The organism is Sphingomonas sp. 2R-10 (assembly GCF_030062225.1).
In the GTDB taxonomy this organism is placed as follows: Bacteria; Pseudomonadota; Alphaproteobacteria; order Sphingomonadales; family Sphingomonadaceae; genus Sphingomonas.
In genome coordinates this window covers 62,090-88,046 of sequence record NZ_JASCXF010000006.1, presented here as the reverse complement: position 1 = coordinate 88,046, position 25,957 = coordinate 62,090, and the positions used below count along the sequence as shown (strand labels likewise).

The window sequence follows — 25,957 nt, the reverse complement described above, 5'->3', positions numbered from 1 at the left end:
GCCGTGAGATCGGATCGACGATCCAAACGTAAGCGTGTTCAGCAGGCCGCCTTGCGGTAACGCCAGCGGTGGGGATGTTTGTCGCCTTTGACGAGGGCGCGGGCTGTGCGGGAAGTTGTAGGGTTTACGACCAGTCATACGAGCACTCGTATGACTGGTCGGATGGAGGTGGTTGGCCGGGTGTCAGGCCGGCGCCGATGGTCGGACGCAGAGAAGCTGGAGATCCTGGGCGAGGCGTTGCGCCCCGGTGTTCGGGTTTGCGATGTCATCGCCCGTCGCGAAGTGTCGAGCAGCCTGATCTACACGTGGCGCAAGCAGTTGCGGGAAGGCAAACTGGCCGGGGCGACACCGTCGCTGCCGGTGTTTGCCGAGATACGGGTCGCTGAGCCGGTTGCGCCAGCACCGGAGCCGGCGCCATGCCCACCGGGGCTCATGCAGATCGAACTGCCCGGCGGCGTGCGGGTGAGTGTCGACGCGGGCGTGGATGCGGGTGCGCTGGCACGGGCGTTGTCGGTGTTGCGATGAGCCCGGCGCCAGTGCCGCTGCCGACGCGGGTGTTCCTGGCGTGCGGGGTGACCGACATGCGCAAGGGGTTTGACGGCCTGGCGGTGCTGGTGCAGGAGGTGCTGGCGCAGAACCCGCATTCGGGTGCGCTGTTTGCGTTCCGGGGCAAGCGCGGGCATCTGGTCAAGCTGCTGTGGTTCGATGGGCAAGGCCTGTGCCTGTTTTCGAAGCGCCTCGACCGTGGCCGCTTCGTCTGGCCGGTGACGGCGACGGGCACCGTGGTGTTGACGCCGGCACAATTGTCGATGCTGCTGGAAGGCAGCGACTGGCGGCTCCCCGAGCGGACGTTCACGCCGACGCTGGCGGGGTAGGAACGGCGGTTTTTCGCCGGTTTTCCTCGCTCGCCGACATGCAATCTGCTATGAAAACGGGGTGTCGGAAGCGCCCGTTTCCCTTGCTGATGCCACCGCGCGGATCGCCGCGCTGGAGGCCTCGCTCGCCCGGGCGAATGCCGCACTGGTTGCCCGCGACCTGCTCATCGATACGCTGCGCGGGCAGATTGCGCGACTGCGGCGGATGCAGTTCGGCGCGTCGTCCGAGAAGCTCGGCCGCGAGATCGAGCAGCTCGAACTGGCGCTGGAGGAACTGGAGACGGAGCGTGACGCGCCTGGGCCCGAGGCGGCCGACAGCGGCGTAGCGGTTCGGCCGGTGCCTGTGCGCAGCCTGCCCGGACACCTGCCGCGCGAGGAGGTCATTCACGAACCGGCATCGGGTACCTGCACCTGCCCGGGCTGTGGCGGTGCGTTGCGGCCGCTTGGGGCAGACGCGCACGAGATGCTCGACATCGTGCCGGTGCGCTGGCGGGTCGTGCGCAACGTCCGCCCCAAATACAGCTGCCGGGTGTGCGAGAAGATCGTCCAGGCTCCCGCCCCGGTCAGCGCCGTGGCACGCTGCAAGGCCACATTCGCCACGCTGGCGCACGTCGTCGTCTCGAAGTTCGACCACCATCTGCCGCTCTACCGCCAGACCGAGATGATGGCCGCGCAAGGGCTCGACATCGACCGCTCGACGCTGGCGGGCTGGACCGGACAGGCTGCAGCACTTCTCGACCCCATCGTCAGCCACATCCGCGACGAAGTCCTCAAGGCCGACAAGATCCACGCCGACGACACGCCGGTGCCGGTGCTCGACCCCGGTCGGGGCAGGACCGCCACCGGGCGGCTGTGGGTGTATGCGGCCGACGACCGGGCATCCGGCAGCACGGCACCGCGCGCAACCTGGTATCGCTTCACGCCCGACCGCACCGCCGCGCACCCAACGTCCCATCTCGCCGGCTTCCGCGGTTTCCTCCAGGCTGATGCCTATGCCGGTTACGACGGGCTCTACCGCAGCGGCGTCACCGAGGTCGCCTGCTGGGCGCATTTCCGGCGCAAGGTCTTCGACCTCCACGAGCGGTCGCCCACGGCGCTGACCACCGACATCCTCGAACGCATCGGCGTGCTCTATGCCGTCGAAGCCGAGGTTCGCGGCCAACCACCTGACGTGCGATGCCGACGCCGTCAGGAGAACAGCCGGCCGCAGGTCGATGAATTGCGCGCGGTGCTCGACGCGGCCCTGCGCTGTCTGTCACCGAAATCCGACATGACACGGGCCATCGCCTATGGCACGAAGCGTTGGCCAGCGCTGTCGCACTTCCTCGACGATGGCCGCCTCGAGATCGACAACAACATCGCGGAGCGTGCGCTGCGCGGCGTCGCCGTGGGAAGGCGCAACTGGTTGTTCGCCGGCTCTCGCGCAGGTGGCGAGCGGGCCGCGGCCATCTACACCGTCATCCAGACGTGCAAGGCAAACGGCGTTGACCCGCAGGCCTATATCGCCGACGTCATCGCCAGGGTCGCGGGCGACTGGCCAGCCAGTCATGGGGACGAACTCATGCCGTGGAACTGGTCCCCCGAACCTGCCAGACTGGCGGCATGAGCGCCGAGACCATCGCCCGTCTGCACATCGTCCTGGACGACATCGAGCCCGCCATCTGGCGCCGGGTCGACGTGCCGGTCACCGCCAGCCTCAAGATGCTCCACGACATCGTTCAGGCCGCAATGAGCTGGGAGGACTGCCATCTTTGGCATTTCGAGGCCGGCGACCGGCGCTACGGCATTCCCGACCCGATGTGGCCGGATAGCAGCATGACCGCAGCCAGGAACGTAAAGCTCGCGACGCTCATCGACCGGGGCGTGCGAGAACTCGTCTACACCTATGACATGGGCGACGACTGGCGGCACACCATCACCGTCGAGACCGTTGGCCCCGGCGAACCCGACGTCAAACATCCGCGCTTCATTGATGGCGCACGGCGCTGCCCGCCCGAGGATGTCGGCGGCTTGCCCGGGTTCGAGATGTTCCTCCATGCAATGGCCGACCCGGCCCACGAAGAACATGACCGCCTGCGTGAATGGTATGGCGGCCCCTACAACGCCAACGACATCGACGAACGCTTCACCCGCCGCGCCGTCGCCGCCATCGCTATCCGCCGCCACGCCGGCAAACTGGCCTACCAGAAGAGCCGGGCTCAATAACAAGGCGGCCTACTGGCCACGCTTACATCCAAACACGCTGGCCGGCAGGTTATCAATGTGAGCAGGACACCGCCGTTTGCGAGCAGACGGAGCTGATGGCGAGTACATTGTCACATAGCGTGAGCAGCGTGACGCACCGGCTGTCAGTCAATGCGAGCAGAAAATGGCCCTGTTTGCGAGCAGGCGACGCTACGTGTGCAAGCGCCTACATCTAGCGGTCCCTGTTCTGCTCCATCGTGTTGTGAGGCACATACGCTGCCGCCTGACGATCAGAACCGAGCATCGGTCGGTCGCCTGACGCTATGCGATCGGCCAGCTCGCGGTGAAACGCTACCAATTCGGGCGGAGACTTACCGTCAACGGGAGATCCGATCCTCCGTTCAGCGGCATCGAACAGGTCTATCGCGCCTGCCAGTTCAGGCTCCGCGTAGAGTGCTGTGCTTTCGCCAGCGCGCCACAGTTCGGCGAGTTGCTGTGACCGTTCGATGCAAGCGACAGCCAATCGGTCTGGTGCCCGTGTTGTCTTCGGCCGTGGTGGCGGCGTTGCCCCGCGCCCTTCTATCTGCGCACGGGTGATTGCCGAGAGACGATACCGTAGGAGGCGCGTCTGCCGCGTATCCGTCGGGGACGGTTGCTGCTGCGTGCGGAGGAGCATTACCAGGTCAGCGGTTCCAGCGTCGGCCACGGCTGCGCGCCAGTCGACCAGAGCACGTTCCGTCGACGCAAGGTCAGCGGGCTGGTTGAGCAGGAACCCTTCAAAGAGCGGGTCGTCCTCAAGGTCGATCGGCAATGGCACCCGAAAGCCCAGGGCGGCCGCGCGTGTAAAGCCGACCAGCTCGGCGATCGCGGTCAGGCTGACCGTGCGCTGCTTCCGACTGTCGCTTACGGCTTCGTCCAACCGTCCGGCGATAAGCTCGAGCCCAGCAACGATCTCATCGTTGCCGTCCCGCCTTGGAGTGTGCGCGTCGGCCATTTTGCGCACGTCCCTACGCAGTTCGTCAAACGCCTCACGATCGCGCTCGGACTTTTCGAGGATTTTCTCCAGGACAGGGCCGAGCATCCCGAGCCAGTCGTGGGTCGTGCTGTCGCCCTCGAGTGTCTTGGCAAGAATCGTTTCCTGGAACGGGATGAGGTCAGCGATCGGCGCCTGTCCAGCTTCGATTTCGTCGAGGCGCCTGTGGATGTGCTGGTGTGATTGCTCGAGGCGTTCGTTGCTTCGCGACAAAGCGGCCACCTCCCCGCGGAGCAGGGATACCGCGTCGAGTACGGCGGCGATCGCGACGCTGGAAGCCTCGGAATTCATCTGCCTGGTCCATCCTTACCCGGTGTTCGATCACCATCGCGCTGAGCTCGATCGCGCTCTTCCGCTTGGCGGATGATCTCGTTCGTGCGCGTCAGATCGAGCGATTGGCTCGGCTCACTGATCTTGTCGGTCAGGGCACGAAGTCGGTCACTGAGCGAACCGGCACGATCCGGATCGTCCGTCGACGACGACCCATTTCTGGTCCTGTCGACAACGGCCCGGATGCGCGCCGCGGCATCGGGTCGCGGTCCGACTGGCTGCGCTTTAACATCAGGAGCGACGGTCGGCTTGACCTCAGGTGCCATCACCCGATCGTGCAATTTCCGCATACGTTCGAGCGGTGTCTCAGGTCGGTCGACGATCGCCGCAGCAGCTTCAGGTGTAAGCATAACCGGTGAAGCTACCACAGCCCGATCTCCGATATCGCGTGCAGAACGGACCGCCCTGGCGGAGTTTGGTTCGGGTTCCGGCATCGTCGCCACGAACCGCTGGAGGCTCTGCGCCACCATCTGATCGGCCGCCGATGGTGACGCTGACAGCTCTTGAACGGACCGTATATACGTCGCGCGCACGGTTGCCTGACGGGCGATTAGAACGGCTCTGACAGGATCCGGGACACCCTGTTTCCTCAGGCGCTCGACGCGCTGAATACGCGACTTGTCGATGCGGGGAACGAGTCCCTTCTCGCGCATCTTGATCGCCGCGATAGGCTCATGCTTCGGATCGATACCGCGCGCGCGCGCCGGTGTCGCATTGGCCTCGATGCCCCGGCCACGCAGCTTCTCAGCAAAGCGTTGTCGATACCGGAAAAGATCGTCGCGGTTCGGGTGGAAGCGTCGGCCGTCGTGATCCCGTCGAGCGATTGTGAGATGCACATGGGGATGTTCGCGGTCAATATGGAGCGATGCGACCCATGACCGATTTGCGAACTCCTCTTTTGCAAAATCGAGAGCGGCCGCTTTCAAACGGTCGGCATCGGTCCCGATCGGCATCGACAATATCATCGAGATCGAGGTCGCCCCCTTGCGACGGGCGTCACCATCCATCTCATATTCGTGCCACTCCTTCGCGAGCAACTGCATGTCGCGTCCGTCCCGCAACACGTCCCCTTCGCTCGTCTCCAAACCAAGCTCTTTCTCATCACCGTGGCCCAGGCGACTGATATAGGAAAAGTTGGCGAGGACGTGACCGCCACCATGCTGACGGCCGGTGATGCGCACTACGGCTTCAGGAACTCGGCGCGCCGTGCGTTCCGCAGTCATCACCGCGCGGCCACTCATTCGTGTGGATGAGCCACCTCCGAAGGCGCGCTTCGCCTGGGAACTTGGCCGTGCGCTGACACTAGATGATGCCGGCTTCGGGAACATCGATGCTACGGCCATGCCGAGCATCGTCCCCCCCACCTTAGGGGCCTTCGCGCTACCGCCCCCGGAGCCCATGCGATATTTCTTTGGCGGCGCGAAAACGCCGGCCATCGAGTCCATCGTACCGGGAGAGAACCGGAAACTCATTCGCCGGCCGTCCGATCTGCGCGGGTCCAATAGCTGACTTCACCGCCGATGGACGATGCCAGCACCCGCCGACTTTCCCAAAGGAGCGACCTCAACTCCCCGCATGTATCGATGAAGGGACCGGCGATCCGCGCGATATCGAGGGAGCTCTCGGGCATGTTCGCGGCGTTCATCGCATGCACGGCCTGGTTGATGTTTCGCCCGATCGCCAGAATCTGCTTGCGGACTTTACCAATCTCGCGCTGGGTGGTGGGCGCGAGACGGAGCAAGGCCGCCTTGTCCCAGAGCTGCCACCGAAGCGTCCGCTTGATCCACTCGTTTCGGGTGAGATGCATCGGGGCTGCGACGGTGTCGATCGCCTCGATCTCGCTTCGGTTAAGGCGGACAGTCACGCGGATATAGTCGTCCGGGTGCCCCCTGCCCTGCACTGGCATGACCGGTGCATCTTCGGTCTCGGGAGCGACTGCCGCAATCGTCAACGCCTTCGTGATCCAGCTACTACGCGTTTGACCGTTGGCAGCGGCGATCCGATCGATCTCCGTTGTCAGGTCATCACTAAGCCGCACCGTTACCTTCATCTCTCAAGCCCCGAGCAGCGGAACCTCATCAGCCAATGTCCGACATTGGCGCCATGAGGCATATCCTGCCATCCCTCCTAAATGATCTATCCTCACTAAAACAAACATGCATATGGAGTGAATTCATTCCAAACGCGGAGTGGGTAGACGCTGTTATTCAGGTCGCGTCGATAACATCAGAGTCGGGGATACATGGCCGACGACAACAGCGCACGGCTCGTCAACAGCGCCACCGACCATTCTACAATTTCCACTGTTTCGATTGAGCCGGCATTCTGGTACTCGATGGCGGTTCTATTCATGGTCGGCATCTACGAAATGCCGGTCAACACAAAGGTTGCTCCATGGCTCGTACGCCCACAAAGCCCGACGATCTCGACGCCATCAATGCACGCCGCGAGGCGCTTCTCGCCGAACTCGCCCAGGTCGACGAACAAGCGAGAGTCGCGAAGGAAGCGGCACGGGATGCAGGTCGGCCTATCCTTCTGGCCGCGCTCGATCGCGTGAAGATCGCGCGCATGGAGAAGGCAGAGGCGAGGATCATCGCGAACACGATCGGCCGGCTTGGAGGGAAAGCCGTTGCCGAGCACCTCGGCGCATTGCCGGACAGCTGACCCCCTCGGGATACGCAACGACACAGCGCTTCACGATCATGGAAACCGGGGGACGCCGCGCATGTTTGTCCCCTGCCCTCGCCCCATCGTCACACCCGGCAGGCGTCGATGACCGAGGCGTTCGAAGCGATCGGAACAGCGCCACGCGCTGCCCCCGTCACGGAATGCCGAAATCCTCCGCAAGCCCGAGCGCCGTCAGGCGTCCATGGTCATCCAGTCGCACGATCTCGTAGTCGTCGGACCTCCAGGCATAGTGACCGCACCAGATCTCGTCGAGTTCAGCCCAGCTTCCCTCCGGCCAGATCGCGATGTCGTCGAACCGGTAAGGCTGTGCGTCCTTCATATTGTGCACCCCGTCTTCATGCGCGGACCCATTTCCGCCGACGCAGGAAAAGGGTGGCGCGATCGGGTCCGTCACCGAGGAACCGAGGGGAACCCGCTCGCGGGTTGATGGGCCCATGAGGCGTCGAAGGGCGCGAAATGGCCGGGCGGGATGAGGAAGTCATGGACGCTCAGGCCATCGATCGCCACCACGCGATCCGCTCGTCCCGCGTCGCGCTTGCGAGCTTGAGCAGCAGATCGCCATGACACGGCAACGGCGCGCAGTAGCAGACCAGATAGCGGCCGCGGAGCTCGTCCAGAGCGCGGAGGAGATGGTGTTGCGATTGCAGCCAGCGCTCGTATTTTGCGATCACGATTGCCCGATCGCCGTCCGGACCGATCCGGAACGGGTTGCCCCACTTCGACCTGCGACCGATGTAGACGGCGCTGGTGTTGCCGGACGTCAGGCGCTTGTTGAGAACCTTGCACATGCCGCTTCCTCGTCCGCCATCGCGGCGGCACGCGGCCTGATCGGCACTGCCGGACGGCCGGCGGTCACCGAAGGGAAACGGGCCCAGCCTGTTGACGGCCGGTCAGGCGGTGCCAGGACAGCGTGCGCCTCGCTGTGGCGGATCGGAGCGCGGCGCCCGGCCGAAATGCCGGACATAAAACGCCCGCTCCGATCCATGCCGGAGCGGGCCAAGGGCAAAGCAGATCAAGGGGCCACGATCTCGCTGTGGTTCGCCAGCTCGATGACGAAGCCGTGACGACCTACGCGATAGTCGCTGGCGGGTACGAGAAAATGCCGACGGCGGCCTTCACGCCGGTCACCGCCGAGCGACGCCGTGGTCTCGACCATGTCCGGATGCCGGTTGGAGCGGACGGCCGCGATCACGACCCAGTCGGCGACATGCTCGCGATCGAACCGCTCGCGGTCACGCGCGAGCGACTCTTCCGGCATCAGCAAGCGACCGTGAACCGCCTCCCACGCTTCGGGATACCAATCGCGCAGGGTTCGGTCCGCCAACGCCCGTTCCCGGTCGGTGAAAAGCGCCGGATAGCCGGCCGCGACCTTGGCCCATTCACCATCCTCCTCGTACCAGCCACCGGCGACACGCAGCGCAGGATGCAGCGCGGCCGACCATTCACCGATCGGAGCGGTCGCACGTTGCCGGACGTTGGCGGCGCGCGCTACCGTTCGTTTCGTCGCCCGGACTTGTGAACGCGAATGGAGCAGGCAGCTCCGCGATCCGGGCTGGCTGCAGTCCCGAGAGGTTGCCCCCCGGCGTGCACGATAGTTGACCGGGCATACCAGGAATGCGCTTGCGCAAGCCCCGGGATTCGGTTGCCCGCTACAAGGTTCGATCGGTCGACTGACGCCCTGCTTCGTCGATCAGCTTCTGGACCCGCCCGATCGGGGTGTCATCGATGGGGCGGATCGTCTCACCGCACCCCGGGCAATCGATCGTCCGCGCGAGGCGCAGGGTCTTGTAGGCAATGTTCAGCGCGCGACCGCATAACGGGCATTCGGTTTGTGCCGCGATGTCGTCCAGTTCGTGCGCCATGACAGGGATCATAGCCTGCGGAGGCGTCTTCGTAAGTCAGCAATGACGGTCCGCGATCCCGCCAGTCTGCCTTGAGGAGCATGAGGCCCATTGCCGCCGAGATTACGGCTGTGGGCAATGGATAACGTCTGATCTCCCTCTCCCGTCGGTGTTGCGGCGCGCAGCGGGCCGGAGCGGGTTCGATGCCCGCTTCGGCCCCTTTCCTTTGGCGCAGTACGATGGTCGGATGGGGGCTTGCCGGCCCCCTGGAAGCGTCATCCGAAGGGATCGTACTCGTTGACGACCATGAGCGAGCTGTCGTGATCGTCTGCGGTGATGACGCTGTACTGGGTGCCTACGGCGATGACCATGGTGACGACCATGAGGTTGCGGGCCAGGCTGAGAGCGGAGTTGCGGGCGATCCGGATATCGTTGAACATGTGCGAGGCTCCTGTGAAGCCGGCGGGGTTCATCCCCGCTCGACAGGCGCCCGACAGGACGGAGAAGGGCCGCGATCACTTTTTTCCGCGCGCGGAAAAAAGCCGTAGCGAAGCGCCCGGACCCTTCACGGGTTGATCGTACAAGGCCCCGAGCCGGCCCAAGGATTGCGCCTCAAGAGCGGGGTGAAGCGTGCCGGTGGGAGCCTCGCTGCGAAGGCGCCGGATCGCCCATGCCGCCCACCGTCCCGACGAAGTGGCGGTTCCCCTTGCCCAGGCTCCCCTCTGCGTCTCTCAGCCAGCGGCCGGATCAATGTGATGATGGAAGCGGACCTGCGGACTCTTTGGGTGGAAAGATGTCGCCGCTTTTCGGAAACCTGTTTCCTGCGCGCGCAGCGCGCCCGTCAGTTGATCGTTACCCGAATGGGCCGAGACCGCCCGCGGGCTCGGTGGAGCGCAAGCGGAATAGAGCGACGGTCCCGGCGCAGCCGGGAGACGCCCCTGACATGACATTGGCGACTAGGACAACCAGCCCCGATCGGGCACCCCGGTCAATGTTCGATCTGGCGGTCCGCATAAGCGGGATGAGAGAAGGGTCGATCGGGATACGACGCCGATCGAGCGGGATCGCGCGCGGCGGTACGGCAGTGATCCCCCAGTGCGGGTAGACGCGCTATGACCGTCCGCTGTGGCTCCCCTGCGAGCACAGGGCTGATGGCATATTTAGGAGCCCCATCGCACTATGCAGGCATGGGGTCTGCGCGTTCCAGGTAGGCGTCCAGATCGTCGGGATAGTGCCGATTCAGCCACTCACACGCCGTGGCGCGCAATCGCGCGTCGTTGCTAACCAGCTGGCCATAGAGTTCGACCAGCTGGAAGGTCGTCTGCCGGGGCATGAGCCGATGGGATTGCCGATGATATTCGAGCATCGTCCGATAACGCTGGCCGCCCGAAACAGCTTCCGCGATGATCGATCGACAGTAGCCGCGGATATCGTCGCGATTGGCGTCATTGGCTACCGCCTCCATCGCGTCGACATCATAGTGCCACGGGTTCACGGCGAAGTCGTTCCGCCACAGGTCGAGGTAGCCGGACGAACGGAAAAGGGCGGCGATGCCGAGGTCCCATTCGGGATGCTCGCGAACGACCTGGTCGAGATCGCCGAAATGCTCGACGCCGGGTGAAAGGCGTCGCACACCTTCGAGGATTTCGTTCTGCGCCGCATGCGTCATGGCGATCGGATCGGGACGGCTACGCCAGGCGGCAAGCTCGGCATCGCTGACGGTTTCGGTGATGTCGTGCAACTCGACGACGAGCGGGCTGAGTCCCAGCTCTTCGGGCGTGCAATAATCCTCGTCCTCGACCAGATTGACGCCGGCATGGGCGTAGGCGCGGGCAACCAGTCGTGAGCAGAACTGGCGTCGTCCGCGAGGCTTCCGCCCTGCGACGACCGAACGCACTGCTTCGGGCGCCGAGTAACGCGTGCCGATCTCGGACCGGGCGAAATTGACGACCTGATCGAGCCGGGCTTTGTCGAGAGGCTCGCGCAGCCGGAAGGCGTAGACCTGCTCCAGCGGCTTGAAGAGTTCGCGCTGCACGTTGCGGGCCTGGACGCCATCCCCGGTCGAATCGATCACCGAACCGTTCCCGACGCAGATCATGGCGTGCGAGACGATCGCGCACGTCGTTGTCCGGATACCCTTTCCTGCCGCCGTCTTGCTGGCGGTGAGCACGATATCGCCCGGTATGAGGGCATCGACCTTGATCCGCTTCATCTGGAACCCGCGCCTTCGTTTGTTCTCAACGATATAGGGAGGGATGCACGGCGCTTGAAGGTTGGACCGGGCACGACATTCGCTTCGATCAGCGCGGCCCGCGCTTCATTCCTTAGCGCGACATTCCGAACGGAGGATAGCACCGCCAGGCTGCACCGATGACGCATCGGCTGCGAACCCTCGTCGATCACGAACTGGCGGCAGATGAAAATTACAGCCCGAAGGCGGGCGCGACCTCGTCGTTCCAGATAGTGATAGCCGGCCGTCCCTTGCCGCTGCCGGCGTTGACCATTTCCAGCGGCTCGTTGGTCTGGCGGATGGCGATCGGGACGTAACGCACGCTCAGCTGACCCAGCAGGATCTCGCGCGCGGGGAACCGACCGCCGAACGCCGCGAGACGCGGCTCGAGCCGGTGATGGAGGTTCGGGTCGAGCCGACGCTCGGCTTCGGCGTGGATCGCGCGCACGTCGGCGCTGACGCAATCGTCGACACCGGGGCGCACGATCGGTGCGGTCGCGGCATCGCCCAGTACCACGGGCGGCACGAACCCGGCCATCGGTGTGCCGGCCCAGTGCTGCAGCGCCAGCGAGGCGTCGACGATGAAGAAGGGCGGCGCACACACCCAGGCGTGACCCAGCACGGCATCGGGATGATCCCTGACATCGATCGTGTGCAGGCAACGGCGCAGGTCGAGATGGGGAACGTCGAGGTTCGCCGAGCCGATGACGCCGAAGCTCCAGACGCCCAGTCGATCGAGCATCCGCGTGAGCATGCTGAACGCGGTCATGCAGCCGCCCTGCATGTCGTCGGCAGTGAGGGCCGCCGCGACCAGCGATGCGAGTTTGGGCACCGTGGCCCGGACGTGCGCCTCATAGACGGCGTCGACCGGACGCGTGGCGACCCATTCGGCGTATTTCTCGAGATAGCTGCCGTCGCGCTGCTCCTGCGCCAGAAAGGCGGCCTGATCGTAGAAGCCGAACGCGGTCGGATCGACGCCGGCGGCCACGAACCCGGCGGTCAGCCGGTCATGGGCGCCGGCTGCCCGGATCTTGCGGTCTCTGGCTTCTCCCATCATCCCCATCCTGTCATGTGTTCAGGCGAACATCGCACCGGCGTGGCGATGGGCCAGAGCGTCGGAGACGACGATCCCGCCGATCCATTTGCCGTTGGCGTCCTGGTACCGGTACTGCATCGCCTTCAGCGCCGGTCCGAAGCGCTGGCGCAGCGCCGCGGCCGTCGGCTGCACATGCACATTGGCGACGTGACCGGTGCAATAGGCTTCGGCCGCGATCGGGTAGAGCAGCGCCGAGCAGAGAATGTCGCAGATCTGGATCCCGGCGTGGTTCTCGCTGTGACCAAAGGTCGGAAGCTCGGCGATCCGGCTGTAGACGGTCGAGGACGCGCGAAACTTCTGGGTGAAGATCGAATGCGCGACATTGGCGTTTTTCCAGGGATCACGGCTGTCGGCGATGCAGACGCCGAGATCGTCCTGGACAGTCAGATAGGACTCGAAATAGGTGTAGAGGCCCTGGATCGAGGATGTGTAGACCGACCGGCCGTCGAACGGTTGGGCAAGGCCCTTGATCCAGATACGGGCGAGCAGCTTGACGTCGTGATGAGCCAGCATCGCCATGAGATGGTCGAGAAAGCCGGTCGCCTGCCGACGTTGATTGCGCCCCTGGCGCGTCGCGGCGCGGCGCAGATCGGCACCCTTGATCTCGGGCAGGATACGGTCGAGGTGGTTGTTGGACGGGTAGTTGAGGCCGGGGAACCAGTGCCGTTTGAGATTGAGGAAATCCTGCGTAATCGCCTCGAGCCGCGCGACGTCGACGATCAGCGCGCCGAGTACCAGAACGGGCTGGTCGTTGGGGGCCGGAACGGCGGGAAGCGCACCGAGATCACCTGACTCGTCGACATACAGAATTCTCAAACCGACGAACCCCAGAAACAGCTATGGCCGCCCGAGGGCGGCCATAGGATTTGCTGCCCGGCAAGCCGGGACAGCGCTTAGCGTTGCTGTAACGGTATATCTCGTGAACCATCCCATTTGTCAAGATAGTGGCTTTCTCGTGTGCTTTACGGTGGACGACATGGTTGACCTCGATGCTGACGATGTCGGTGTTCTTGGTGACAATGACGATACCGGACGTCCGAACCCTCATGGCCCGGCAGATGAGATAATCCGCATATCGGATCATCGTTACGCACAACTAAGCTGTCACCCTTGGTTGGCCTTCGCGGCCGAGGAAACCCGGGAGCCGAAGCACCCGGGCCGTGTCGTCGGGATCAGAACGGGACGTCGTCGTCCAGATCGTCGTGGCGGCTGTCCTGCTGCTGCTGGCGGGATTGACCGTAGGAGAGGAAGGTCACCTCGTCGGCGATGATCTCGACGCCGAAGCGCTCGATATCCTGCTGGTCGGTCCAGCGGGTGTAGTGGATGCGACCGCGCACCATCACCTTCTGTCCCTTTTCGACATATTCGGCGACCGTCCTGGCGATGCCGTTGAAGCAGGTGATCCGGTGCCATTCGGTGTCCTCGATCCGGCGGCCGTCGCGACCTTTCTGAACCCGGCCCTCGCTGTCACGCTTCGGACGCGAGGTCGCGAGGCTGAAGCTGGTGATCGTGGTGCCGCCCTGGGTGTTGCGGGTCTCGGGGGTAGCGCCGACGTTGCCGGCGAGGATGACGAGGTTCTGCATTTCGAGGTTCCTTTTGTCCTGCCTGAGGGTTCTTTCCCTCGACTGAACACCGTCGAAGACGGCCAGGACGGCGGCTCCACCGGAAGCGCGAAGACGCGAAGGGGAACCCCGTGTCGGAGGAGTGGTGCGGGCAGCCGCGAAGCGGCAACTCGGTCCGTACGACAAGCGGGTTGGAGCCGACGGACGGCCGGCTTAGGTCGTTCAGCAAAGAGAGGGGATGAACCCCGGCACCGGACAGCGATGAACCCGAAATCCAGACCCACCCCCATCCGCTGTTCGCCGTGGCTTCACCCGTCCGGCCTGCACCGCACGCAGTTCCAGACACGCTTGAGCGCGATCTGTGATTGATGCCCCGTCAAGGGTCGCTCCCAAGGCGCGCGGCGCGGCGCGGAACGTGGACCTGGGCGGTAGTCGTTCCCGCCGCGGTGTTGCGAGGTTCATCGGGCCGAACGGGTGAGTGGTCCGCATCCGAACCGCATCGTGTCGCACCGGCGACCGTGTTGGAAGCTGGCACCGACTTGCCCGGGGGCCCCTGCCCTCCCCGGCAAGGTCCTTCGCGAGGGTGGACCTATGATTTGGTAGGCCCTGCCCCTGTCTCGACCACGCACAGCGCTTCTTCGTGATAGCCCGGTACACGACTTCGCCTGTCGCCGGGATGATGACGCGGGAGTTCTGTCAGTCTGGTTTCTTCCCCGCGCCTGCGGACGTGGCCGTAACCTATCGCTCGGCGCTTGTCTGTCGCTGCTCCTCCGCTTCGGCGAAATCGAGCAGCTTCGTCATCGCGTCGCCCTTGGAAAGACGGTGACGATACGCGAAATCCTCGAAGCGCTGTCGATCCTCGGGTCGCGCGCGGACGTGAATGGCGTCCGTGAATGTTGCTCGCCGAATGCGAGGAGCGGGGCGTTCCGGTTCGGTTTGGACTGGCTTCTCGGAGCGGAAACCGAGTCCCTCCCCTGCCATTTTGGCGACCGCGAGTTGCTCCGGCGTCGGCACCGGGATTTCGTCGACGTCCGCGAAGCTTGTGATGCTCCTGCGAGAAGAGGGGGCGGGCTTGTCGGTCATGCCGGCACCCCTTCCTTGAGCATTGCAACGACGTCGCTGGTGAACGCCTTCGCGTTCTGCCGCGCTGTATCGAGCGATCCCACGTCGGCGGCTGTCATGTCCGCGAGGGTTCCGCCCATGCTGAACAGGCCGCGAAATGCACCCCGCTCTGCAAGCGCGGTCGCGATCATCGGGATGCCTGCGCCCTCGAGATTTGCGACGACAGCCTTCAGGTCCCGTGGCCAGAGGCGGATTGACGCTGGCGCGCGCGTCAGGACCGCAGCGTAAGGCAAAGGCCTCTGCCGGGCGGTCCCCGCGTTGCGGACGACCTTGAAGGCACGAGCAGCTTCCACTGCGTCGAGTTCGGAACCCTGGATCGGAACCAGTGCCAGGTTCGACATCATCAGTGCGTTCGTCGCGCGCGCGCTCGCCTTTCCCTCGAGATCGACAATAACGTAATCGGCACGTTTCCGAGCGGCGTCGATGGTCCCGATGATCTCATCCTCGTCGATTTCAGCGATAACCTCGATATTGCCCGGCTTGCCTTCCTTGCCTGCCCAGCGGGCTAGCGGGAAGTTGGGGTCCGCGTCGATCATGACGACGGTTCTTCCACCTGCGGCCAGTTCAGTAGCAAGGATCAGGGCGGTGGTGGTCTTGCCGACCCCGCCCTTCGGGGAAAGCATCGTGATTACGGGCATTGGCGAGCTCCGTCGAACGCCTGCATGGCGAATGTGAACATGTGGGACATATGATACACTCTACACTTGCCCTCTCTGTTCCACAAGCTCCCTTGCAACACATGCTCACACCGCGAGCATGCGCGCTTTAGACACATGTTCACAAATCGCCTGCCGACTGCGTGAGCATGTAGCGCATGTGACACATCCTCACCCCCTCACATCTGCCTATAGGAGCGACGCGTCAGTTCCACATATCCTCGCTCCGTTTGAAAGTCGGCGTTGCACATGCGAGAGTGTGGCTCCCACACGATTGTTGACGTCAAAAGTGAGCATGCTCACCGCGGGTATATGTTCACTTGTGAAACCTGCTCACCGTGACCCCATGTGAACATGTAGGCGTTGCCCGTTTGTGGAGCGAGTACACATCGGGAACTTGCTCACGCTGGACACGTGCTCCGGCGCTCACAAGCGCTTCTCCTGAGCATCTTCAGTAGCGGCGCTTCGCACTTGTTCACAAAAGTCACCTGTTCACCGCGTGAGCATGTCTGGCATGTGGCGCATGCTCACTCTTATATCCGCCTATAGAAGCGATGCGTCAGTTCCACACATCCTCGCCCCGTTTGAGAGTCGGCGTTGCACATACGAGAGCCTGGCTCCCATACGATTGATGCCGTCAAAGGTGAGCATGCTCACATCGGTTACATATTCACTCGCGTAACCTGCTCACTCCGGCCACATGTGAACATGTAGGCGTTGCTCACCCATGGATCGATTCCGCATCGGGAACGTGCTCACGCTGGACATGTGGTCCGGCGCTCACAAGCGCTTCCCCTGAGCATCTCCGCAGTAGCGGCAATTCGCATTTCTCGTCTGTGAACAATCTAAACGCCTGCCGTCGAAGGAGTGGCCAGTCATCTCCTCGAGCCGATCGGCAGTACACATGAACCCCGACCATTCCAGTATGTCAGCGCAAATTACCCTCTGGAGACGGCCAAACCATTCTCACGGAGGATATCCAACGGGAACGGGGTCGTTCGCCCTAACTCAAGCCTGGATAGTTGGAGAAGACCTCGCTTCTGAATGCGGACCGTCGTCGCTCTCGTGGAGAGCCCCCAGTTCGCCTTTCAGGCCTGATCACAGAAAGATGCCCTTCGGCAAGGCAGGGAAGTGCCTTTGCTCGGCTAGTCTTTGATAGGCATTAGCAATATTGCTTGGAAGTACACGAATGTCACGAACGATGCGAAAGGTAGATCATTTACGGTAAATCACGTAATAATGCTCGGACACCGTGGTCGGCGTTGACGTAATCACGCTCAAAAGTCGCTATGCCATCATTTAAATAGACAGTGTTATAGGCATAATCAGCCAAAACTTACTAGATAATCGTAGCTATCATATAAGGAAATTTGACGTCATATTATCAAAAAAGCTAAGGCAGGCGTCTGGCGGGGGATGGGCAGGCGCTTGAAGAAGACGGTTTTCTGGTCGTGGCAAAGCGATCTCGATGGTCGCGTGACACGGGAACTGGTTCGCTCGGCGCTCGACCAAGCGATCGGCATGATCGCGGCGGACCTCGACGAGGCGGATCGCCCCAGCCTGACCTCGGACACGCAAGGCGTCGCCGGTTCGCCCGACATCGTCGCGACGATCCTGCGAAAGATCGACGAGGCGGCGGTGTTCGTGGGCGACGTCACGCCTATCGCGGTCTCGGCCGAAGGAAAGGCGTGCGCCAATCCGAATGTGCTGATCGAACTCGGCTACGCTCACCGGGCGATGGGCGAGAACCGGGTGCTGCAGGTTTGGAATACGGCATTCGACGGTGCGACGCTCGACAAGCTGCCGTTCGACATGCGCGGGCGGCGCGGTCCCATCGCATTCCATTTGGCCGTCGGTGCCGATCGCGAAGAGCTTCGCCGCGTGCGTGCGGACCTCGCCAAGCGTCTGGCGGAGTATCTGAAACTTACGCTCGATCAGCTGCCGGCGCCATCGCCCGAGGCGGTCCATTGGCAGCCGCATTTCCCAGGGGACGCCGATTTGTGGTTTGATCGCGATGCCGATCAGATCGTCACCAGCCGGAGCGGGAGCAGGAGGGTCCGCTGGATGCAGCATTTCCCAGGCTATGCACGCATCATCCCGTCGAAATGGTCGCCGAAGCCGGGTGCCAGGCAGGCGCTTACCGAGCATATGGGCCATCCCGCGCTGGTCGCGCGGGCCAATGCGTTTAACTGCGGGATGAGCCAGGGCGGTGTGATGGTCTATTGGCCCAGATCGCCGGATGACGACGTCGACCCCACGCTTGCCATTACCCAGTGGTTCGAGAAAACCGGCGAAATCTGGGGCGTCGCCGGCGGCTTCCTGTTCGAGCGGGAAGGGGACCGGATCACGCTCGCCACGGGGTACTTTTTCAAGCCGTGGTTGCACTTCCTGGAAACCAATTGTGCGTTGGCGCTCGCGCATGGCGGCTCGCTGCCGATCCACGTCCGTCTCGGGGTCAGCAATCTTACCGGTAGCTGGTGGCCGCAGGGTCCGTTCAGCTTTCCCGACGAGGGATATGCGGCGGTCGAGAAGGCTTATGAATATGCCGGGACGCTTACATCCATCGCGCCAGAGGCTGTGCGGGCCCTTGCGGTCGACGCATTCAATGGGCTCGCTGTCGTGTACGGTCAGGAGCCTTACACGCTCGAAGAGATATTCGAGATGGCGAGGCGCTAGACATGGTTGAGGATCAAACCCGCGGGCTTAATCAGGATCTGTTCGCCAGCGGTGAGGATCTGGCAGGTATCATGGACGCGCTGCGATGGAAATCACCATGGATGCCGCTCGCCTATGACCGCGACCTAGCGGCTGCATCCAGGGCGGTGGGTCGACTGGTGAGGAGGATGGGATGACGGCGCCCGGGATCGATTCCTGTTCGCTGGTGCCTCTCTATATCGAAGCATTCTTCGGCGACACATTGCTCGGCGGGGCAACCGCCTTTCCGTGGTTCCGGTTCGATGGACGTCTTGCGCTGGTGACGAACTGGCACGTGGTGTCGGGCCGCAACAACGAAACCAACCAGGTGACGCACAAGCTGGGCGGCATCCCGGATCATCTGCGTGTGCATGTGCCGTTCAAGGACCGCGCCAAGCCGCCAATGATCGTCCGGGTGCCGACTGTCGACGCGGATCAGAAGCCGCTCTGGGTCGAGCATCCCGAATATGGCCGGCAAATCGATATAGCCGCTTTGGATATCGAGCTGCCGCCGCCTGGCGAGGTGGCGGTGCTGCCGATGAACGCCATCGCCACGGTTCCACTCAAGCAGCGCGTCGGAATGCCGGTCTTCATCCTCGGCTATCCCTTTGGGCGTCAATGTCTCGGCATGCCGGTGTGGAAGCAGGCGACCTTTGCGAGTGAGCCCTATTTCGCGGCGAGCGCGCACCAGCGATACCTGATCGTGGACACAGCCTCCCGCCCGGGGATGTCGGGATCACCCGTCATTCAACGCGCGCACGGCCAGTTCGAAGTGGAAGAGGGTTCCGCGCGGGTGATGAATGGCGACGGCGCCTGCAATTTCATCGGAATCTACTCCGGTCGTTTCCACACGAACGATCCCTCGGATGCGCAGCTCGGACGGGTGTGGCCCGCTGTCTTCGTACGGGAGGTGGTGGCGGCGGCCGAAGCACAGGCGAGATCGTGCGGTGGCTGAGGAATTGTCGGTTCGAAGTCTGGAGGCTGCATTCGCTGCGCTCCGTCTTGTCCTGCCAACCGCGCAGTCCGCAGCACCGAAGCAGTTCTACCCCCTTGCCGATCTGAAGACCGCTTTCGGCGCGCTTAGACGGCCTCTTTCTGTCGCAAGGGAGCGAGGTGGCCTGATTAATTTCTGGGCGCTCGCAGGCATCGGACAGGACGAAGTGCGCAATGCCGCCGCCCTGTCTGGCCTCTGGATGGTGGAATTCGGCGGGGACGCATCTCGGGCCTTCCTTGGCAGCTATCTCTCGAGAGCCCTTCCCGGGGTGGACTGGTGCGAGGAACTCGCGCGAGGGTATCGCGTCGAAACGGAAGTCTGTCCGTTGGGCGACATCGCTGATCGCGTCGATCTGATCGTTGAAACGGCGGCCTATCTGATCGGTGTCGAAGTCAAGATCCGGGCTGGCCTAGGCCGCGAGCAGCTCGAGCGATATATCGCGTCGATCCATCGCCGGGCAGAACTACAGGGGCTGACGCCTCGTATATTGCTGCTGGCGCCCTTCGAAACCCGACTGGCGACTGTATCGTCGACGACATGGCACGATGTTGCTCGCGCCGCCCGCGCTGTCGCCAGTGGGCCCGCCGGCAAGAGGTCGTTCGTTCAGCATGTTATCGATAGTTTCGCTGAGCATGTTTGCACGTTCTAGGAGCAGTGTTGTTATGTCCGATCCCAACGTCGGCACCGTGATCGTCAATCATATCGATGAGCTCGAAGCGGCTTTTCGCTATGCCCACACAACCATGCAGCCGATGCTGGAAAAGGCGGCTGCGAGCGTGATCGACGATAAGCGGCACGAGCTTGGCTGGGCAGGGGCCGCACCTGCCGATTTCGACAAGGCTCAGTGGCTTGCGCCCGAAGATTGGCGGATGGGCGGTACGTCGGAGGAAGACGAGTTTTATTTGTCGTTCTCGCTTCAAACCACTCCTTGTATCGATGGACATGAGCCAGAGACGTGGCTCGGCGCGATTGCAGGGTTCGCCGGCGCCGCGATCAGACTGTCGGCGACCACCGACGCGCTGGGTAAAAGGGAATGGAAGGCATTTTTGAAGACCCAGAAACCGTTGCTCGATGATCTTGTCTCGCGAGGCTTCCTGTACGACCCGAGGGTCGGAGATGTTGCCCTGACGGTGCCGATCAATCGGCAGCGCCTCGCGGTTGGTTTCGAGGAAGACACGCTCGACGCGGCACTCGAGCCGTTGGCGCGCGCGATCGATCGCGTCGATGCGGCGAGGCCGACGCTCGATCAACTGGTCGGAGCGATCAAGCGATGGGTTGAAAAATAACGGTTAGTCACAGGCTCTGCGATATCCGGTCTCAACGATGATCATCGACTATGATGATCCCACGCATTGGCCGCCGACCATCTCCGCGTTCTTGGAAGAGCATCATGTCTTCTTCGCAGACTGGTTCGGTGATCAGACCCTCGCGACGGGTCCACGATATGACGCGCTTATCTGGCAGCTTTCCGCCCTTCTGCGACCACACGAGATCCTCGCTTGGCATTGTACTCGGCTGCGGGAGCCGGAGGCGGCCATGATCCTGAAAGCGGGCATGGAACTACCTAGCGTTGACACGCTGACGAAGCGGATCAACGCGGCGCTGGCGGATGGCGCCTTCGGACCCGAAATTGCCGAGAGCTTCCGTCTGCGACATCAGGCGGACAGTCTCACTCGCGCTGGACGCATCTGGTTTCTTTTCACACGTCCCCGAAACGACGATGGCGTTCAGGACTTTTTCCGCTTCTGGGGTGGTGAAAGTCTCTATGCGGCGATCGACCGCGACCCGATACTGGGACCTGTCCTTCGTTCTGTGGGAACCCCGTCGATCGTCGAAGCCGCGATACCAATGACGTACTTTCAAGACAGCCTTGGGTATGAGACTGATATCGCTCGGCAATACTGCCCATGGCGGGCTGGTCGTTCTGCCGAGGGCGTTCCGCATGACCGCGCGGTTGCTCCGATCCCGCCCGAATGCATTCGCAGGATCATCGCATTTTTACGCTCCGGAATTCACCGATCTGACTGGCTGCGACAGCTATTCGAAGCCGCTTTCCCCTGATTCCTGACCGATATGCGACGTTACGGCGTGGCGGTCATGCTATGCGACAGCGCATGTCAGATTTGATCGACCGCGACTGGGCGCAAGACGGATTTGGTATCGTACCTGTAGCTTTGGGTCGGGCGGTAAAGTTCATGCCAACAGACCTGAGTTTTGCTTTGGCCGGCAGTGCCCGAATGTTCTAAATCGGCGTAATGGACTTCATCAACCTCAACCGCCGGTTCCGCTTGATCGACGCAGAGAAGCCGTTCGAGCTCACCGACTGGGAAGCCTTCGGATTTGATCGGGGCTTGGACTGGCCTGCCTTGCTAAAACGGCCGCGGGTGATCGTCCTCGCTGAAGCGTCGGCCGGCAAGACTGCCGAGTTCAAGGGCCAACGCGATCTGCTGCGCGCCGAAGGCGAACCGGCCTTCTACCTCACCGTCGAGACGCTCGCCAGCTCGGGCCTCGACCGCTCGCTGTCGCGCGACGACGCAACGCTGTTCGCCGATTGGCGTCGCTCGGCGGCGACCGGCTGGTTCTTCCTCGATTCGGTCGACGAAGCGAGGATCAACAACAAGGACATCGAAACCGCGCTGAACGCCTTCGCCCGTGATCTGGGGCTTGCCTACGACCGGGCGCGCGTCCTGCTCTCGTGTCGCGGCAGCGTCTGGACGGGCGAGGAGGATCTCGCGCTGGTTCGCCGGACGCTGCGGCCGGAAGCGCCCCGCCTTCCATCGACACCGGTCGACCGCGACGCCGCGCTCTTCGCCTCGTCCCGTACCGCCACAACCGAGACGAAGGTCGAGGAAGAGCCGCGGGAGACGCTGCCCGACTTCACCGTCGTCGGCCTGACCAAGCTCACCGCCGCCCAGCGGCTAAGCTATCTCACCGCCGCCGGGATAGCGGATCCCGAGAGCTTCGAAGCGGCGCTCGTCGCGCACAACCTCGTACAGTTCGCTGAACGGCCCGGCGACCTCGGCACGCTGGTGCGGTATTGGGCGAAATCGCGCCGCTTCGACGGGCTTGCGGAGATGACCGAGCTCGGCATCACCGAGCGGCTTACCGAATTGAGCAAGACGCGCCGCGATCTGTCGTCGCTCTCGCCCGACGCGATCCGCGCTGGCGCCGAGCGCATCGCCGCGGCGATGACGCTGTCGCGAACGATGAACCTATTGTTGGCGGAACGACGCGCCGACGCTGCCGATGGGCTCGACCCCTATCGGTTGCTCAGCGACTGGCGCGAGAGCGAGGTCGACGCGCTGCTCCAGCGCGGCCTCTTCGTGCCATCGACTTACGGCTTAGTGCGCTTTTTCCACCGTTCGGCGCAGGAATATCTCGCGGCATGCTGGTTCCGGCGCCTTGGCGATGCGCTGACCGACAGCGAGCTAAGGCGCCTCTTCTTCAACGATCCCTTTGGGGTCCGAACCGTGCCGCCGTCACTGCGCGCGGTCGCCGGCTGGCTTGCGCTCTGGAAGCCGAACCTCCGCCGCGAGTTGCTGGTACGCGAGCCGCTAATCCTCATCCAGAACGGCGATCCGCGCGAACTGTCGCTGGCGGAAAAGGAGCAGCTACTCGCAGTCTATGCCGCGCGTCAGGCTGCCGGTGATCTCGCTTACGCCCGGCTCGACCATCATTCGCTCTGGCTGTTCGCGCAGCCCGAGCTCGGGACCGCGATCAACGCCGCCGTCGCGGCAAATCCGCGGCAGGATTTCCGCTTCGAGATGCTTCGCCTTGTCGAGCAGGGTGGCATCCGCGCTTGCCTCGAACTCGCGCGCGCCGGCGCGCTGGAGCCGGTCACGCGGCCGTACCACCGCATCGTCGCGACACGCATCCTGCTCGCCTTCGATGATCGGGCCGGGCTCAAGCAGGCCGCTGAGGATCTACTGATGGCGCCCGAGACCTTTGGCCCTGAGCTTGCCCCGTCGTTAACGGTTACTTTGTTCCCGGAGGCGCTGTCGGTCGACGATGTGCTCACCATTATTCGCGAGAGCCGGCCGGGACGTGAATTCCACAATGACGGCTTCTCGGACGAACTCGCCATTCTCTTCCATGCCTGCCGCTCTACCGCCGAGCGACGCCAGCTCGTCGCCGGCATCGCCGCACTCGCCTTCGATCCACCGCTCGAGGACTGGCCCTATGTGTCGAAACGACACCGCCAGCTCGTCAAGCATCTCGGCGGTTTCGCCCGGGCTGCCATCCTCGATGCCGACACCCACAGCTATGGCGAGGAACTCGAAACGCTGCTGATGGCGATCGAGCGCGGCGGTGACAGCGACCGCCGCCGCGGCGGCGACGACCTTTACGAGCTCGTCATGGCCAGACCGGCGCTCAAGCAGCGGCTGTTCTGGGCCGACGTGCGGCGCACGATCGATGCCGACAAGGAAGGACGGGTCGTCCGTCACCTGCGGCAGATCTGGCCCGCCGAGCGGGTGTTCTGGTCGATCGACACCACCGACCGGCCGTGGCTCGAAGCCGCGCTGACCAGGGCGCCGGACGAGCGCCGCATCGCGCTCAGCGCCCTTATCGAGCTCGCGCGGGCCGACGCCGATCCGGAAGCGGCGCTGGACCGCCTGGCGACGCTGATCGGCGGGAACGACGACCTTCTACTTGCCTTGGCCGAAGAACGCCGTCCGCGGATCGAAACCGATGATGATCGGCGTTGGCGGGAGAGCAACGAAGCGCAAAAGCGCGTGAGCGTCGAGAACGAGGAAAGCCGCCGCCGTTGGCTGACCGATCTCAGAGACCGGCTGCAGGCCGATCAGCGCACGCTGACCGATCCAGAGCACCTCAAAACCAAATTCGGCTTCCGCGACCTGCTGAAATTGTCGGACTGGATGGCGGCCCTGCCCGATCGCAAGCGAAGCGGTCGGGACCGCTGGCAGTCGCTCGAGGATGCGTTCGGCCCGGACGTCGCCGCGGCCTATCGCTTCGGCATGGCGACCTTGTGGCGCGTCACCACGCCGGAACGCCCGCGTGTCCGCAAGGAGCGCCGCACCGTTAAATATGCGATCATCCTCTCGATGGGCGGGATCGAGATCGAAGCCCAGCAGGCTGGCTGGTCAGGATCACTGTCGCCGATGCTGGCCGAACGGGCCGCACGGCATGCCTGCCTTGATGACCAGGGGATCTTCGACTGGCTCGGCGACCTGTTGCGCGACCATGCCGTCACGGCACCGCTCGTGCTGGAGGAGCTTCGTCGCGAGTGGCGCGGAACGGGCCCACACCACCCGTTCCTCGAGCGCGCCGCGCATAGCTTGCCGCTGACCGGCCCGCTGGCTGCTGGCCTTCGTGAGCTGATTGCCGGTACGCGCCGCATAAGGCCCGGGCTGCTCGACGTAAGCCGGCGCATCCTCCACCGCCTCAATCTCGCACCGCCGGATCGTAGCCGGCTGATCCGGCGCTACAACATCCACCATACGACCGCGCGACGCGACAACGACTGGAACGGCGTCATCGGCACAATCGCGACCTTGTATATGCTCGATCCCGAGCACGCCGCGCGCCGGATGTTCGCGGTGATCGAGACCGAGCAAGCCCGCGGCGCATCCTCACGAGCGTGGGGGTTGCTCGCCGCGCTCTTCGGCCGGCACCGGGGACTCGCCGCCGGGTTTGACGGCCTGTCGGTCGAGACGCTGCGGCGGATCATCGCGACTGCCTATGAGGAGCGTGGCCGACCAGTCGCGGCCGACGATGACGACGACGAGGACTCCTCGTCATCGCGCGACCGCTTCGACGAGGCAGGCGGCACCGCGCTGACCGCGCTCCTCGAGCGCGACGGTCCAGACGCCCACCAGGCCATGATCGACCTTGCGCATGATCCGGTCGTGGGCGAGAGCGCCCACCGGCTTATGGAACTCGCCTATGAGATGGCCGAACGTCAGGCGGAGCGTTCAGCCTGGTCGCCGGACGAGGTGCGCAGCTTTGAAACCCAGCTCCTCGCACCGGTTACCTCCGGCGCCGACCTCTACAGTCTCGCGCTTGAGACGCTCGACGATATCCAGCGCTCGTTCGATCACGACGACCTGTCGGATCGAGCGGTGGTGAGAGCCGCGACGCTTGAGCACGAAGTGCAGGATTGGCTGGGCGCGGCGATCATCGGCCGCTCTGCCGGCCGGGCCCATACGGTCAAGGAAGCGCAGGTCGTCGCCGTCAAGCGGCCGGACCTGCTGCTCGCCGCAGTCGGCAGTTCCGACCAGCTTGCGATCGAGGTCAAGCACGCCGAGCGAGGCTGGACCTACAAGACCCTGCGGAAAGCGCTCGAGGTTCAGCTGGCGCGGCAGTATCTGCGCCCGCGTAATCGCCGTCACGGTGTGCTCGTCATCACCAATCACCGCGCCGCCCGCTACTGGATGAAGGACGGGCGGCGACTGTCGTTCGCGGAGGTGATCGATGATCTTCGTGTTGTGGCGCGCGGCATAAAAACGAACGAGACCGGCCCGGTGTGTGTGGACGTTCGCGGCATCGACGCGAGCAAGATAGGCCGCTGACGCCTGTCTAGGGGAATCAGCTGATCGGTTGATCCACGCATGTCGGGTTTCTCCAGCTTGCGACCTGATCGAATTTTTCTGACAGCGACTGTGCTGTGGGCATGCCGACCGACCGTCGTGCC

At 63.6% G+C, this 25,957-nt stretch carries 25 protein-coding genes and 1 pseudogene; 12 read left to right on the top strand and 14 right to left on the bottom strand.

What is annotated here, in order from left to right; translation table 11 throughout:
- Positions 1-162 precede the first annotated feature (162 nt).
- From tnpA to QLH51_RS04345, 4 genes are all read left to right on the top strand, one after another.
- Positions 163-525: an IS66-like element accessory protein TnpA gene (tnpA, locus tag QLH51_RS04360; protein ID WP_283514320.1), complete on the top strand. Its 363-nt coding sequence runs from the start codon at positions 163-165 to the stop codon at positions 523-525.
- Positions 522-875, top strand: a complete 354-nt coding sequence (gene tnpB, locus QLH51_RS04355) for an IS66 family insertion sequence element accessory protein TnpB (protein WP_283514319.1) — start codon at positions 522-524, stop codon at positions 873-875. The genes tnpA and tnpB overlap by 4 nt, the downstream gene beginning before the upstream one ends.
- A 61-nt stretch (positions 876-936) precedes the next feature.
- Positions 937-2,481: an IS66 family transposase gene (tnpC, locus tag QLH51_RS04350; protein ID WP_283514318.1), complete on the top strand. Its 1,545-nt coding sequence runs from the start codon at positions 937-939 to the stop codon at positions 2,479-2,481.
- Positions 2,478-3,080, top strand: a complete 603-nt coding sequence (locus QLH51_RS04345) for a plasmid pRiA4b ORF-3 family protein (RefSeq protein WP_283514317.1) — start codon at positions 2,478-2,480, stop codon at positions 3,078-3,080. The genes tnpC and QLH51_RS04345 overlap by 4 nt, the downstream gene beginning before the upstream one ends.
- 211 nt (positions 3,081-3,291) lie before the next feature.
- On the opposite strand, the gene QLH51_RS04340 is transcribed toward QLH51_RS04345, so the two are convergent.
- Genes QLH51_RS04340 through QLH51_RS04330 form a run of 3 tightly spaced genes read right to left on the bottom strand, consistent with a single transcriptional unit; the run spans position 3,292 to position 6,472 of the window.
- Positions 3,292-4,383, bottom strand: coding sequence for a hypothetical protein (locus QLH51_RS04340; protein WP_283514316.1), 1,092 nt, complete (start codon positions 4,381-4,383; stop codon positions 3,292-3,294).
- On the bottom strand, positions 4,380-5,858 hold the full coding sequence (locus QLH51_RS04335; RefSeq protein ID WP_283514315.1) for a relaxase/mobilization nuclease domain-containing protein: 1,479 nt from the start codon (positions 5,856-5,858) through the stop codon (positions 4,380-4,382). Before QLH51_RS04335 ends, QLH51_RS04340 begins: the two co-directional genes overlap by 4 nt.
- 32 nt (positions 5,859-5,890) lie before the next feature.
- A complete protein-coding gene (locus QLH51_RS04330; protein ID WP_283514313.1) occupies positions 5,891-6,472 on the bottom strand; it encodes a hypothetical protein in 582 nt (193 codons plus the stop codon).
- A 344-nt stretch (positions 6,473-6,816) separates the two neighbouring features.
- Here QLH51_RS04330 and QLH51_RS04325 point away from each other — a divergent pair, with 344 nt between their 5' ends.
- Positions 6,817-7,086, top strand: a complete 270-nt coding sequence (locus QLH51_RS04325; RefSeq protein ID WP_283514312.1) for a hypothetical protein — start codon at positions 6,817-6,819, stop codon at positions 7,084-7,086.
- Between the two features lie 157 nt (positions 7,087-7,243).
- On the opposite strand, the gene QLH51_RS04320 is transcribed toward QLH51_RS04325, so the two are convergent.
- The 11 genes from QLH51_RS04320 to QLH51_RS04270 form a co-directional block, all read right to left on the bottom strand.
- Positions 7,244-7,429, bottom strand: coding sequence for a hypothetical protein (locus tag QLH51_RS04320; RefSeq protein WP_283514311.1), 186 nt, complete (start codon positions 7,427-7,429; stop codon positions 7,244-7,246).
- 169 nt (positions 7,430-7,598) lie between these two features.
- Positions 7,599-7,898, bottom strand: coding sequence for a DUF4326 domain-containing protein (locus tag QLH51_RS04315; protein WP_283514310.1), 300 nt, complete (start codon positions 7,896-7,898; stop codon positions 7,599-7,601).
- 224 nt (positions 7,899-8,122) lie between these two features.
- Positions 8,123-8,539, bottom strand: coding sequence for a DUF7007 domain-containing protein (locus tag QLH51_RS04310; RefSeq protein WP_443018815.1), 417 nt, complete (start codon positions 8,537-8,539; stop codon positions 8,123-8,125).
- A gap of 220 nt (positions 8,540-8,759) precedes the next feature.
- Positions 8,760-8,972, bottom strand: coding sequence for a hypothetical protein (locus QLH51_RS04305; RefSeq protein WP_283514308.1), 213 nt, complete (start codon positions 8,970-8,972; stop codon positions 8,760-8,762).
- A gap of 254 nt (positions 8,973-9,226) precedes the next feature.
- Positions 9,227-9,391 (bottom strand): hypothetical protein, encoded by a 165-nt coding sequence (locus tag QLH51_RS04300; protein WP_283514307.1) that lies wholly within the window; start codon positions 9,389-9,391, stop codon positions 9,227-9,229.
- 737 nt (positions 9,392-10,128) lie between these two features.
- Positions 10,129-11,163: a YiiX/YebB-like N1pC/P60 family cysteine hydrolase gene (locus QLH51_RS04295; RefSeq protein ID WP_283514306.1), complete on the bottom strand. Its 1,035-nt coding sequence runs from the start codon at positions 11,161-11,163 to the stop codon at positions 10,129-10,131.
- 211 nt (positions 11,164-11,374) lie between these two features.
- Positions 11,375-12,235, bottom strand: a complete 861-nt coding sequence (locus tag QLH51_RS04290) for a hypothetical protein (protein ID WP_283514305.1) — start codon at positions 12,233-12,235, stop codon at positions 11,375-11,377.
- A 21-nt stretch (positions 12,236-12,256) separates the two neighbouring features.
- A complete protein-coding gene (locus tag QLH51_RS04285; RefSeq protein WP_283514304.1) occupies positions 12,257-13,093 on the bottom strand; it encodes a DUF3800 domain-containing protein in 837 nt (278 codons plus the stop codon).
- 356 nt (positions 13,094-13,449) lie between these two features.
- The gene (locus QLH51_RS04280; protein ID WP_283514303.1) at positions 13,450-13,860 is read right to left on the bottom strand and encodes a single-stranded DNA-binding protein; all 411 of its coding nucleotides are present in this window, start codon (positions 13,858-13,860) and stop codon (positions 13,450-13,452) included.
- 717 nt (positions 13,861-14,577) lie between these two features.
- Positions 14,578-14,922 (bottom strand): hypothetical protein, encoded by a 345-nt coding sequence (locus tag QLH51_RS04275; RefSeq protein ID WP_283514302.1) that lies wholly within the window; start codon positions 14,920-14,922, stop codon positions 14,578-14,580.
- Positions 14,919-15,599 carry a ParA family protein gene (locus QLH51_RS04270; protein WP_283514301.1) on the bottom strand — a complete coding sequence of 227 codons (681 nt, stop codon included), beginning with the start codon at positions 15,597-15,599 and terminating at the stop codon, positions 14,919-14,921. Before QLH51_RS04270 ends, QLH51_RS04275 begins: the two co-directional genes overlap by 4 nt.
- Before the next feature lie 1,446 nt (positions 15,600-17,045).
- On the opposite strand from QLH51_RS04270, the gene QLH51_RS04265 reads away from it, so the two are divergent.
- From QLH51_RS04265 to QLH51_RS04235, 7 genes and pseudogenes are all read left to right on the top strand, one after another.
- The gene (locus QLH51_RS04265) at positions 17,046-18,293 is read left to right on the top strand and encodes a hypothetical protein (RefSeq protein ID WP_283514300.1); all 1,248 of its coding nucleotides are present in this window, start codon (positions 17,046-17,048) and stop codon (positions 18,291-18,293) included.
- 23 nt (positions 18,294-18,316) lie between these two features.
- Positions 18,317-18,469, top strand: a pseudogene (locus QLH51_RS04260) (integrase); the annotation flags it as partial.
- On the top strand, positions 18,466-19,266 hold the full coding sequence (locus tag QLH51_RS04255) for a S1 family peptidase (protein WP_283514299.1): 801 nt from the start codon (positions 18,466-18,468) through the stop codon (positions 19,264-19,266). The pseudogene QLH51_RS04260 and the gene QLH51_RS04255, both read left to right, overlap by 4 nt.
- The gene (locus tag QLH51_RS04250) at positions 19,259-19,954 is read left to right on the top strand and encodes a PD-(D/E)XK nuclease family protein (RefSeq protein WP_283514298.1); all 696 of its coding nucleotides are present in this window, start codon (positions 19,259-19,261) and stop codon (positions 19,952-19,954) included. The genes QLH51_RS04255 and QLH51_RS04250 overlap by 8 nt, the downstream gene beginning before the upstream one ends.
- 13 nt (positions 19,955-19,967) lie before the next feature.
- Positions 19,968-20,591, top strand: coding sequence for a hypothetical protein (locus QLH51_RS04245; RefSeq protein ID WP_283514297.1), 624 nt, complete (start codon positions 19,968-19,970; stop codon positions 20,589-20,591).
- Between the two features lie 37 nt (positions 20,592-20,628).
- Positions 20,629-21,366 carry a hypothetical protein gene (locus QLH51_RS04240; protein ID WP_283514296.1) on the top strand — a complete coding sequence of 246 codons (738 nt, stop codon included), beginning with the start codon at positions 20,629-20,631 and terminating at the stop codon, positions 21,364-21,366.
- Between the two features lie 194 nt (positions 21,367-21,560).
- Positions 21,561-25,835: a hypothetical protein gene (locus QLH51_RS04235; protein WP_283514294.1), complete on the top strand. Its 4,275-nt coding sequence runs from the start codon at positions 21,561-21,563 to the stop codon at positions 25,833-25,835.
- Positions 25,836-25,957: the final 122 nt, after the last annotated feature.

Coding starts and splice junctions, on each gene's coding strand:
- tnpA (WP_283514320.1), top strand. CDS start 163: ATGGAGGTGGTTGGCCGGGTGTCAGGCCGGCGCCGATGGTCGGACGCA.
- tnpB (WP_283514319.1), top strand. CDS start 522: ATGAGCCCGGCGCCAGTGCCGCTGCCGACGCGGGTGTTCCTGGCGTGC.
- QLH51_RS04345 (WP_283514317.1), top strand. CDS start 2,478: ATGAGCGCCGAGACCATCGCCCGTCTGCACATCGTCCTGGACGACATC.
- QLH51_RS04340 (WP_283514316.1), bottom strand. CDS start 4,383: ATGAATTCCGAGGCTTCCAGCGTCGCGATCGCCGCCGTACTCGACGCG.
- QLH51_RS04335 (WP_283514315.1), bottom strand. CDS start 5,858: ATGGCCGGCGTTTTCGCGCCGCCAAAGAAATATCGCATGGGCTCCGGG.
- QLH51_RS04330 (WP_283514313.1), bottom strand. CDS start 6,472: ATGAAGGTAACGGTGCGGCTTAGTGATGACCTGACAACGGAGATCGAT.
- QLH51_RS04325 (WP_283514312.1), top strand. CDS start 6,817: ATGGCTCGTACGCCCACAAAGCCCGACGATCTCGACGCCATCAATGCA.
- QLH51_RS04320 (WP_283514311.1), bottom strand. CDS start 7,429: ATGAAGGACGCACAGCCTTACCGGTTCGACGACATCGCGATCTGGCCG.
- QLH51_RS04315 (WP_283514310.1), bottom strand. CDS start 7,898: ATGTGCAAGGTTCTCAACAAGCGCCTGACGTCCGGCAACACCAGCGCC.
- QLH51_RS04305 (WP_283514308.1), bottom strand. CDS start 8,972: ATGGCGCACGAACTGGACGACATCGCGGCACAAACCGAATGCCCGTTA.
- QLH51_RS04300 (WP_283514307.1), bottom strand. CDS start 9,391: ATGTTCAACGATATCCGGATCGCCCGCAACTCCGCTCTCAGCCTGGCC.
- QLH51_RS04295 (WP_283514306.1), bottom strand. CDS start 11,163: ATGAAGCGGATCAAGGTCGATGCCCTCATACCGGGCGATATCGTGCTC.
- QLH51_RS04290 (WP_283514305.1), bottom strand. CDS start 12,235: ATGGGAGAAGCCAGAGACCGCAAGATCCGGGCAGCCGGCGCCCATGAC.
- QLH51_RS04280 (WP_283514303.1), bottom strand. CDS start 13,860: ATGCAGAACCTCGTCATCCTCGCCGGCAACGTCGGCGCTACCCCCGAG.
- QLH51_RS04275 (WP_283514302.1), bottom strand. CDS start 14,922: ATGACCGACAAGCCCGCCCCCTCTTCTCGCAGGAGCATCACAAGCTTC.
- QLH51_RS04270 (WP_283514301.1), bottom strand. CDS start 15,599: ATGCCCGTAATCACGATGCTTTCCCCGAAGGGCGGGGTCGGCAAGACC.
- QLH51_RS04255 (WP_283514299.1), top strand. CDS start 18,466: ATGACGGCGCCCGGGATCGATTCCTGTTCGCTGGTGCCTCTCTATATC.
- QLH51_RS04245 (WP_283514297.1), top strand. CDS start 19,968: ATGTCCGATCCCAACGTCGGCACCGTGATCGTCAATCATATCGATGAG.
- QLH51_RS04240 (WP_283514296.1), top strand. CDS start 20,629: ATGATCATCGACTATGATGATCCCACGCATTGGCCGCCGACCATCTCC.
- QLH51_RS04235 (WP_283514294.1), top strand. CDS start 21,561: ATGGACTTCATCAACCTCAACCGCCGGTTCCGCTTGATCGACGCAGAG.